The 10,190-nt window shown below is 52.4% G+C and carries 10 protein-coding genes; 5 read left to right on the forward strand and 5 right to left on the reverse strand.

Features of this window, described 5'->3' with window-relative positions; all coding sequences use genetic code 11:
* The 5 genes from ABJK70_RS13845 to ABJK70_RS13865 all read right to left on the reverse strand — a co-directional run.
* Positions 1–1,249 (reverse strand): TIGR03016 family PEP-CTERM system-associated outer membrane protein (locus ABJK70_RS13845; protein WP_347258261.1); only part of this gene is annotated, 1,249 nt, incomplete at its 3' end.
* A complete protein-coding gene (locus ABJK70_RS13850) occupies positions 1,191–2,108 on the reverse strand; it encodes an XrtA-associated tyrosine autokinase (protein ID WP_077732354.1) in 918 nt (305 codons plus the stop codon). The genes ABJK70_RS13845 and ABJK70_RS13850, both read right to left, overlap by 59 nt.
* A 14-nt stretch (positions 2,109–2,122) precedes the next feature.
* Positions 2,123–3,673 (reverse strand): XrtA system polysaccharide chain length determinant, encoded by a 1,551-nt coding sequence (locus tag ABJK70_RS13855; RefSeq protein ID WP_156881046.1) that lies wholly within the window; start codon positions 3,671–3,673, stop codon positions 2,123–2,125.
* 26 nt (positions 3,674–3,699) lie between these two features.
* Positions 3,700–4,320 (reverse strand): XrtA/PEP-CTERM system exopolysaccharide export protein, encoded by a 621-nt coding sequence (locus ABJK70_RS13860; RefSeq protein ID WP_347258262.1) that lies wholly within the window; start codon positions 4,318–4,320, stop codon positions 3,700–3,702.
* Positions 4,321–4,665: 345 nt separating this feature from the next.
* Positions 4,666–5,823, reverse strand: a complete 1,158-nt coding sequence (locus ABJK70_RS13865; protein ID WP_347258263.1) for an aminotransferase class I/II-fold pyridoxal phosphate-dependent enzyme — start codon at positions 5,821–5,823, stop codon at positions 4,666–4,668.
* Positions 5,824–5,957: 134 nt separating this feature from the next.
* Between ABJK70_RS13865 and dksA the strand changes: the two genes are divergently transcribed.
* The 5 genes from dksA to rsxC all read left to right on the forward strand — a co-directional run.
* Positions 5,958–6,398, forward strand: coding sequence for an RNA polymerase-binding protein DksA (dksA, locus tag ABJK70_RS13870; protein WP_077732350.1), 441 nt, complete (start codon positions 5,958–5,960; stop codon positions 6,396–6,398).
* Between the two features lie 24 nt (positions 6,399–6,422).
* Positions 6,423–7,358, forward strand: a complete 936-nt coding sequence (gluQRS, locus tag ABJK70_RS13875; protein ID WP_156881057.1) for a tRNA glutamyl-Q(34) synthetase GluQRS — start codon at positions 6,423–6,425, stop codon at positions 7,356–7,358.
* 170 nt (positions 7,359–7,528) lie between these two features.
* Positions 7,529–8,110 carry an electron transport complex subunit RsxA gene (rsxA, locus tag ABJK70_RS13880; RefSeq protein ID WP_077732349.1) on the forward strand — a complete coding sequence of 194 codons (582 nt, stop codon included), beginning with the start codon at positions 7,529–7,531 and terminating at the stop codon, positions 8,108–8,110.
* A 13-nt stretch (positions 8,111–8,123) separates the two neighbouring features.
* On the forward strand, positions 8,124–8,663 hold the full coding sequence (rsxB, locus tag ABJK70_RS13885) for an electron transport complex subunit RsxB (RefSeq protein WP_077732348.1): 540 nt from the start codon (positions 8,124–8,126) through the stop codon (positions 8,661–8,663).
* Positions 8,660–10,190: electron transport complex subunit RsxC (gene rsxC, locus ABJK70_RS13890; RefSeq protein ID WP_347258264.1), on the forward strand; the 1,531-nt coding region annotated here is incomplete at its 3' end. The genes rsxB and rsxC, both read left to right, overlap by 4 nt.

Raw genomic sequence — 10,190 nt, forward strand, 5'->3', positions numbered from 1 at the left:
CTCCGAAACCTGTTCCGCCGAAACCTGTTCCGCCGAAACCTGCTCCGCCGAAACCTGCTCCGCCGAAACCTGCTCCGCCGAAACCTGCTCCGCCGAAACCTGCTCCGCCGAAACCTGCTCCCCCGAAACCCGCTCCGCCGAAACCCGCTCCGCCGAAACCCGCTCCGCCGTAGCCTAACCCGCCGAAACCACCTCCACCATAAGCCCCACCTATGTCGCTATCGCGGTAGATGATCTGAAACGTAGTTCTTTTGCTCGGCTCCCATGCCACAGATATGAAATGATTGTTGCTACCCCACCCGCCTTGTACAGCTAATTTAGCACTCGGCGTCCAAGCCAGTCCCGCAGTCCAATACCCCCCGTTTCGAGCCCCCGAAATGTTTGTCTGACCTAAAAAATCGTTTTCGAAACGTCCTGCCTGAATAAACGGGCTGAATTCCTTGGAGAGACGGTATCTCAACTCGCCATTGTAGTTTCGATATTTTACGTCGCCTGTAGCGCTGGCGCCTCCGACACCATTGTCACGCGTGTTTTCTTGATTATAAAAGTTGGCACGCCAGGTAAGCGAATCGAACCAGTTGCCACTACGCAAATCTATTCTTTGTTCGAAAATATTCGAATCGAAGTTTCCTCCGCCGATGTTACTGTACGTGACACGGGCAGTACCTTCTGCATAACCGCCCAAGTGCGGCTTCCAATAGGGGCTGACTCGAAAAGTTCTGTAATCGCTGGTATTGCCAGTTTGCGAGACATTATCAAACGCAAAACGGCCAGTAGTCGAGTTATTGTATTGCCCAATCGTACTTGTAGAATCGATGAATACCGAATTATCCCACAGCTCGGTAGTCGAATTCATTTGAAGTTGGTTATTGATCCGCGGATCTGTATCCGTTCCCGCATAGAATAGATTCTGCATGCGATAATCCAAGTTAAATAGATTTCGGCCCCGGCGCCGGACTGATACGCCAGGACTTAACTCAGTCACGAATGCATCATCGCCATTCTGCCCCGCCGAACTGCTAGACCGTTGTCCGCTACCGGACAAATTGATATTGTCGGAATATATTCCTCGCGCAGTTAAATTGGGAGTTACAAGCCAATCCACGGCGAAGGCAGGGGCCAACGGAAAAAGAAAAGGAAGAACGGCTATACCTTGACCGATCTTCCTAATACTTGGCATGGACGCTGGGTCACCCATCAGTTCTCTGCTGACCATAAGATCCATACCCATAACCGTACCCGTAGCCATAATATCTGAATCCAAATCCCTTTTTGGTCTTGTTCAATACACAGCCAATGACCTCGCAGGACTCTAATTTGGAAATGGCCTCCTGAACAATGTATTGGGGCGTTGATTCCGACTCAATTACCAGGACGACCTGCCCAACCAACGTGGCTAAAACGGAGCCTTGACTAGCAGCCAACAATGGCGGAGAGTCAAAAATCACTACCCGGTCCGGGTAACGGGCAGATAATTCATTGGCTAGTCGTTTCATCGCATCACTAGCTAAGAGCTCGGTGGAATGGCGATCCAATTTACCTGCCGGCAACAGCGTGAGGTTGGGAATATCCGTTTTGATCAAGACATCGGAAAAACGGATCGATTTATCCTGAAGCAGATCGGTCAATCCTATCTTCGCAGGGATCCCGAGTAATTCAGCTATCGATGGTTTCGCCACGTCAGCATCTATCAACAGTACGGTTTTATCCCGCTCCATCGCTATGCTGAGCGCCAAATTTACGGCCGTAAAGGTTTTCCCCTCGCCGGGAACACTGCTGGTGACGAGAATCAGATTCGCACGGCTGAGACCATTATCACCATCCGGGAATGCGTTCATCAAAAGCGGCCGTTTGATTAGGCGATACTCCTCCGCTATCTGACTATAAGCCATCTCAGGCCCGAGCATCCCTTTTTCCCGCAGGTGACTCCAACCGATCGAATGTATTTTACTGGCCTCGGCAGTAGCTTTCCTGGTTGGCTCGGGGACTGGCTCGGCCGCCTCAATGTTTTCCAGTCTTTCGGGAAAATTCTGTTGATCCGCCTTTTTATTAGTCGAAGACTGCTCGAGCTCTAACGCTTTATTAAGTGCCTTTTCAATAATGCTCACGTGGCTGCCCCCGACTAAATGAAGGACGGAAGATGATAACCCCTAATTTCCAGCAAGATTACCCCAACGAATACTACGAATAACATGGCAAATACAGCCGTAAAAGCTAGAAACTCACGCCATTTCCGTTCCTTAATTTCCGGAATCCAATTCATGGAAACGCTGCCAAGTACAGGCAGTCCTGTAACCTCTCGAACTTTATTCATGGTATTGAATGCCGGCCGGAGCAGCGCCAAAAACACAGCCAACCCTATACTCACCACTATACCTGCCGCGAAAACCCCAACCGATAATAGAATGCGATTGGGAGCAGAAGGTTTCGTAGGTACTTGAGGTGGGTCGACAATCTTGAATTTAACGCTATCCGTGCTCTGCTCTACGCTTTCCGACATTCTCGCTGTCTCGCGCCGTTTCAGGAGTGCATCATAATTTTCCTTAATCGCTGCATAATCTCTATTGAGACCCTGCAACTGAGTCTCCACTTTTAAACGGTCATCCATTTGTTTCTTCAGGTTCTCTATCTTTTCCTCGAAGATTTTGACTCGTGAGTTCAAGGAGGCGACATTAGCGTCCGCCTCGCCAAGCGCAATTTTCTTCTGTTGAAAAACCGGATTTGTCTCGCCCCCCATGCCAGAACTGGTATCTTCTTCCGATGCGGCCTCCTCCTCTTCCTTTTTTTTCTGCCGTTCCAATTCGACTATGCTCTTTTTAATCGCCATAACCTCGGGATGTCCCTTCGTGTATTTCAGCAACAATTCATCCAATCGAGCTTGCAACGCTTGAATACGCGTATCCAAAGGACTTGCTGCAACTTGGCTCCCAAAATCCGTGAATGACGGCTCCTCTTCATCCAGCTGCCTCTGCATTTCTTCGCGCCGATAGACAGCCTCTTGCAGAGCCATCTTAGCCTCCTCGAGCTGTCCGTTAAGCGTGCCGAGCTGTCCATAAAGGTCGCCCCCGTGCTCCGGCAACAATCCATAATTGGCTCGCTTGAAATCCTCTCTTGCCTTCTCAGCGGCTTGCAAACGTGTTTCATACTCCTTTAACTGCTGGTCCAGAAATTTCTGCGCAGAATTTGAATCTTCCCGCGACTCTCCGAGTGTTTGCTCAACAAAAATAGTTAATAATGCCTGAACAATCTTCTTTGCTACCGCTGGATTTTGGTCTTCTGCGCTAATCGTAAATAGATTATTTTCTCCGCCAGTAATGCTCATAGCCGATTGCAGGTGACTGACTAACTTTTCCATGGATGCTTCATCCTTCGCGCCTAAATCCAAGTCGGTCATCCGAGCCACTTTCTCCAAGTTTGGGCGACTGAACATCAATTTCGACATTAATCGGATTTGGCCGGAAACATCTGGCTGAATAGCCAAGCCGGAAAGCAGAGGACGCAAAACAGAGCGAGTATCCACATGTACGCGCGCACTTGCCTCATACTTGTTAGGCATTTGCGCGACAAAAACCCAACCCGCAAGACTAATTACCCATGCCAAAGCAATAGAAAGCCACTTATAACGGGTTGCGCCTTGGATATGACCGAGAACCTCGGCGATTAGTTCATGCATGGAAATTAGCTCCTATGCGAAACAGGCTAAAAATAAGCTTCCGGAATAATTAAAACATCTCCTGGTAGAATATTTACATTAGCCGTGATATCGCCATCCTCGAGCAGATCATCGATACGAACTCTAAGTTGCTGCTTTACACCATTTAATGTCCTTACGATTGTAGCCCGGTTGCCAGCCGCATAATCGGTAACCCCACCAACTAAAATCATTAAATCGAGCAGAGACATATTTTCTTTGTAAGGTACCGCCTGGGGTTTTGCAGCTTGTCCAACAACTCTAACTTGCTCGCTGTAAGGACCGACAAAATTACTCACAATTACGGTTACTAGCGGGTTTCGAATATATTTCGCTAATTCCTTTTCGATATCGCGTGCGAGCTGAAAGGGTGTCTTGCCCGATGCAGGCAGTTCCTCAACTAAAGGGGCATTTATTTTTCCGTCCGGTCTAACCGGTATGGTGCGAGATACTTCGGGATTTCCCCAGACAAACATTTCAATGCTGTCGCCTGGCCCAATGATGTAGGTATATTCCGAGGGCGGGTCTACGTTTGGCGCGAGTGGAGCACATCCCACGAGTAAAGAGGCGCAGAATAAAATTCCGCACAAAGCTCCATAATTAAAAAGACGCATAATATCTATCCCCAATTAGCTTTTTCTTAAAACAGCTCGCTTACGAAACCCGAGGTGAAACAAGATCAGCCGAAACTATGACATAAAACCAACATTTGTTTTGTTTAAGCGGCGCGGTTTTGTGGAACGTCGGGTCTGATGCAAGCACCAAAAGCCTGTGCTCTTCGCTCTCAATTTACAATGCGGCGCCCCATCTCGCCGGCTCAGGGAGCAAACAAAGTCTAGCATAGCTGTTGCGCGCCCTTGAGACTGAAGATTTCACCCAGAGGATCGATATCACGTCAGTCAGGAGGCGCGCTAACCGATTGATTCAACAGCTTATATTTAAAATATCTCATTACACAGTCTAGCGTCGCATATTTAGCGCTGCACAAACTGTCTTATCCGAGTTATAGCCGCAGCCAATCGCTCAAGAGTGACCGCATACGAAAATCTAAGATGACTTTCGGGCGAATTTTTTCCGAAATCCTTACCCGGAGTTGTCGCCACGCCGGTTTCCTCTAACAAATCCAATGCAAAATCAAAGCTATTCGACGTAAACTGGCGGCAATCAGCGTACACATAAAAAGCACCATTTGGGATGGTGTTTAATGTAAATCCAATGTTCAGCAGCTGCTCACAAAGAAAGTCTCTTCTTTCCTGAAAAACGCGTCGTCGCTGCTCCAATTCTTGTAAGTTCGCTTCGGTAAAGGAAGCCAGGGCGCCATATTGTGAAGGGGCGGGCGTAGAAATAAAAATGTTCTGTGCAAGTTTTTCGGCACTTTCGATGTAGTCGGCAGGAACCACAAGCCAGCCGACCCGCCAGCCTGTCATGCCAAAATATTTCGAAAAGCTGTTGACCACGAAAACCCGATCCGAGAGCGATAGAGCCGTCGGTGAAGGCTCGTCATATTCGAGTCCGTGATAGATCTCGTCTGATATCAAAAACCCCGATCGCCGCTCCAATTCAATGGTGAGTCTCTTCAACGCATCCGATTGCATTACGGTTCCAGTGGGATTCGAGGGCGATGCGATCACAACGCCCTTTGTTCGGCTGTCCCAGTGGGCGGACAGGACGTCCGAATTGAGCTGGAAGCACGTTGACGCGTCTACGGGAACCAACGAAGGAGTGCCACCAAAAAGTCGAACAAAATTCGCATAACATGGATAGCCAGGATCCGCCAACAGAACCTCGTCGCCTTCATTAAGCAGCAATCCCATCGCCAACAGAAAGCCGCCCGAGGCGCCTGGAGTGACAAAGATTCGTTCACTCGCGACATATACGCCGTAGCGGTCGCGGTAATATTTCGATATAGCCTCGCGAAGCTCGGGCAGCCCGGCAGCCGGCGTATACTTTATTTCTCCGCGGCGCATGAATTCGGTCGCGTGTTGGATAACCAGCGGAGGCGTCGGAAAATCCGGTTCGCCGATTTCCATATGAATAATGTCCCGCCCCTGGCGCTCCAATGCATTGGCACGCGACAAAATTTCCATCACGTAGAAGGGCTGTATGCCAGCCATACGATTCGAAATCATCATTTTTGCATCCGTAACACGGCGGAATCGCCTTAAAGTGTCCCAGCAATCTCGTTAGCAGACGCCGGCCATCTTGCAGAACCGCGATTTGTCTGCTAGTAATATCCGGTTTTTGAACTTGGTTTAGGAGTTTACGGATGTCCAGCGCCCAAAAAGCCGATACCCATGTGACACCTTTCAGCTTCACGCCTTACCCGCTCAAGGAAGGCGAAGAATACATGAATGAGGCTCAAGTCGAGCACTTCCGTCGCATTCTACAGAATTGGAAGGCGGAACTCATGAAGGAAGTCGATCGGACGGTGCATCACATGCAGGACGAAGCGGCTAATTTCCCGGACCCGAACGACCGCGCGACGCAGGAATCCGAATTCAGCCTGGAACTGCGTACCCGCGACCGGGAACGGAAACTCATCAAAAAGATCGAAGAATCCCTGGAAAATCTCGAGCGTGGCGATTACGGTTATTGCGAGACCTGCGGCGTGGAAATCGGCCTGCGGCGCCTCGAGGCGCGGCCGACGGCGACCCAGTGCATCGACTGCAAGACTCTGGATGAAATCCGGGAAAAGCAAGTCGGCTAATCTTTGGTCCATTCATCCTCGGACTTGAACGACACCCAATTCTCGACGACCTCTTCTAAGCCAAAATACCGGGGCCGTTTCGCGCCATCGCCTACCGGCCCCCTGCATTTAGGCTCCCTCTACACAGCTCTCGCCAGTTTTCTCCAAGCCAAATCGCAGCAAGGCGAATGGTATTTGAGAATCGACGATGTCGACCCTTTTCGCACCATTGCCGATTCAGCAGACCGGATTCTTCGCACCCTGGAAACATTCGGTTTGCACTGGAACGGGCCTATCCTCTATCAGAGCGAGCGTTTGGAGGCCTATCGAGCCGCACTTGCGCGGCTCGATCATCAAGAGCTCCTTTATCCCTGCACCTGCTCGCGCAAAGACCTTGCGTCGTTCTCTGACGGAAATACGGACGCATCGATTTACCCGGGGTTCTGCCGGAACAGGAACAAGAAACCTGTGACCGACTCTCATGCCTTGCGCGTCATAACGGAAAACGCTGCGGTAACGTTCGAGGACATGCTCCAGGGACCAGTGACACAGAATCTGGCGAACGACGTCGGAGACTTCATCGTCTTCCGGCGCGATGCAGTTTATGCCTACCATTTGGCAACCGTGCTCGATGATGACGAACAAGGCATTACCGAAGTGGTTCGGGGCGTCGATTTGCTCGACTCCACGCCCCGGCAGATTTATTTGCAGCGGCTACTCGGATTGCCCACTCCGGTATACGCGCACGTTCCGGTTCTCCTAGATCAAATGGGACTCAAACTGAGCAAACAGACCTACGCCGATCCCGTGGATGGGCAAAATCCATCATCGACCTTGGTTAGCTTGTTGACCCTCTTAAACCAAAACCCGCCTCCGGATTTGCAATCGGCAAAAACGGACGATGTCCTCGATTGGGCACTCCGAAATTGGGACATTTCACGACTCTCGGCTCAGCGCACCATCCCGGTGAACTTATCGTGAGCTATCCTTACAAAACCTAAATAATGATCTCGTCTCTTACTCCGAATGCCGTAATGGCCGACGTCCCGCAAAAACAAAGTATTTCAGTCGGTTTTATGGTTTGACAAGTTATTGCTTTTCTTTAAAATTCCGTCCTCCAAATCACGACCCACTTCCCCGATTTTTCCTTAATGAAGGATTACCTGCTCATCCTGGTCGGCACGACCCTGGTCAATAACTTCGTCTTGGTCAAGTTTCTCGGGCTTTGCCCCTTCATGGGCGTATCCAAAAAACTTGAGACTGCGATGGGCATGGGTCTGGCGACGACCTTCGTACTGACCCTGTCTTCGGTGAGCAGTTATCTCGCCAACGAATATCTTCTGGTCCCTCTGGGACTGGAATATCTCCGCACCATCGTCTTCATCGTCGTCATCGCCGTGGTGGTGCAATTCACCGAAATGTTCGTACGCAAGTCGAGCCCCTTGCTCTATCAAGTGCTGGGCATATTTTTGCCCCTCATTACCACCAACTGTGCGGTGCTTGGCGTTGCGCTGCTGAATGTCCAGTCTCAGCACGGATTCATCGAGTCGTTTTTGTACGGTTTCGGTGCCGCTCTCGGCTTTACCTTGGTTTTGGTTCTGTTCGCAGCGGTTCGCGAACGAATAGACGCATCCGATGTTCCTTTACCTTTCCGCGGCAACGCTATCGCCTTGATTACCGCCGGCCTGATTTCCATGGCTTTCATGGGATTCTCCGGCCTCGTCAAGGGCTGATCCGGTTTCATCCATGTTGGCCGTATTCGTCGTTTGCGCATTGTTCGCTTTATTAGGCTTGATCCTGGGCTATTCAGCCCGGCGCTTCAAGGTCGAGGGCGATCCCTTGGTGGATAAAATCGACGCCGTATTGCCGCAAACGCAATGCGGGCAATGCGGTTTTCCCGGTTGCCGCCCGTATGCAGAAGCCATCGCGCGGGGCGATGCGGACATCAACCAGTGCCCTCCGGGCGGCGAGGAAGGCGTTATCGCGCTGGCCGATCTGCTGGGCGTCGAACCAAAGCCTTTGAGCGCCGAACATGGCATCGAAAAACCGAAGTCCGTTGCCATCATCGATGAAAGCAAATGCATCGGCTGCACCCTTTGCATTCAGGCCTGCCCCGTCGATGCGATCCTCGGCGCAGCCAAGCACATGCACACGGTCATTGCGTCGGAATGCACGGGCTGCGAACTGTGCGTGGCGCCATGCCCGGTGGATTGCATCCGCATGGAACCCGTTAAGGAAACCCTGGCCACCTGGCGATGGCCCGAACCCAAAGCAGTGGGTCAATGAACTTGTTCAAACTCTGGAACTTCCATGGCGGCCTTCATCTGGATGGCCATAAGCAGGAGTCCTGCAAAGCCCCGCTCGCCGTCGCGCGTTTACCGGAAAGGCTGCTTTTTCCGCTGCAACAGCGGAATGGCGAAGATTCCAAGCCCGTCGTCGCGCCGGGCGACCGGGTTCTGAAAGGCCAAGTCATCGCCCGCGACGACCACCCGTTCTATCCGCCGATTCACGCCTCCAGTTCCGGCATCGTCCGGAAGATCGAAGACTTGCCTCTGCCCCACCCGTCCGGCCTGACTGGATCGTGCATCGTCATCGAGACCGATGGCGAGGATGCCGCCATGGACTTCGCCGGCATAGAGGATTACCGGCAGTGTTCTCCCGACGAACTGCGCCGCAGGATATACGAAGCCGGAATCGTCGGCCTTGGCGGAGCCGCGTTCCCTACCTCGGTCAAGGTGGCACCGGGCAGCGATCGCAAGGTCGACACGCTGATTCTGAACGGCGCGGAATGCGAGCCCTACATCACTTGCGACGACAGCCTGCTCAGCCACTATCCGAACCACGTGCTGGAAGGCGCCAAAATCCTGCTCCAAATCCTGAAGGCGGAACGCTGTCTCCTGGCCGTGGAAGACGATATGCCGGACGCGCTGGCCGCACTGGAGAAGGCGAAGCAGCGCGGAGGTTTCGAGGCTATTCAGCTCGTGCGCGTTCCCGCCATTTATCCCACCGGCGGCGAGAAACAATTGATCAGCGTGCTGACCGGCCGCGAAGTACCGACGCGCGGCATTCCGGCCGACATCGGTATCGTCTGCCAGAATGTCGGAACGGCCGCAGCGGTTTATAACGCCGTCGTTCACGGTACTCCTTTGATTTCCCGAATTGTGACGGTAACCGGCCGCGGCGTAAAACAGCCACAGAATGTTCTGGCTCGGATCGGTACGCCTTTCGCCGATCTCATCCAACAATGCGGCGGCTATACCAACGAAGCCGAGCGGCTCGTTCTAGGCGGACCGATGATGGGCTTTGACGTGCCGACTGATAATCTGCCTTTGACCAAATCGGCCAACTGCATACTGGTGGCCGGCCGCAACGAACTGATCGGCGAAAAGCGATCCCTGCCCTGCATTCGTTGCGGCGCTTGCGCCGAAGCCTGCCCGGTGAACCTGCTGCCGCAGCAGCTTTACTGGTACGGCCGTTCGGACCAGATCGAACGGGCGCTGGATTACAATCTGTTCGACTGCATCGAGTGCGGCTCCTGCGATGTCGTATGCCCCAGCCACATTCCGCTCGTCCAACATTTCCGCGCCACGAAAGGCAAGGCCATCGCCAAGCGGCGCGAGCGCGAAAAGGCCGATCATGCGCGCCTTCGTTTCGAGTCGCGCCAGGCTCGAAAGGAACAGGAGAAGCGCGAGCGCGCGGAAGCCGCGAAGCGGAAGAAAGAGAACCTGGGAACAGGAAAGTCGCCGGAAATCATCGAGGCTATCGAACGCGCAAAACTCCGCCGCGCGGAAAAATCGGCACCGTCAAGCGAAG

Source organism: Methylocaldum sp., from assembly GCF_039794385.1.
Taxonomy (GTDB): Bacteria; Pseudomonadota; Gammaproteobacteria; order Methylococcales; family Methylococcaceae; genus Methylocaldum.

Bases quoted from the DNA above. Each gene is read 5' to 3' on its own strand.
- ABJK70_RS13855 (WP_156881046.1), bottom strand. From the start codon at position 3,673: ATGCATGAACTAATCGCCGAGGTTCTCGGTCATATCCAAGGCGCAACC.
- ABJK70_RS13865 (WP_347258263.1), bottom strand. From the start codon at position 5,823: ATGATGATTTCGAATCGTATGGCTGGCATACAGCCCTTCTACGTGATG.
- dksA (WP_077732350.1), top strand. From the start codon at position 5,958: ATGTCCAGCGCCCAAAAAGCCGATACCCATGTGACACCTTTCAGCTTC.
- rsxA (WP_077732349.1), top strand. From the start codon at position 7,529: ATGAAGGATTACCTGCTCATCCTGGTCGGCACGACCCTGGTCAATAAC.
- rsxB (WP_077732348.1), top strand. From the start codon at position 8,124: ATGTTGGCCGTATTCGTCGTTTGCGCATTGTTCGCTTTATTAGGCTTG.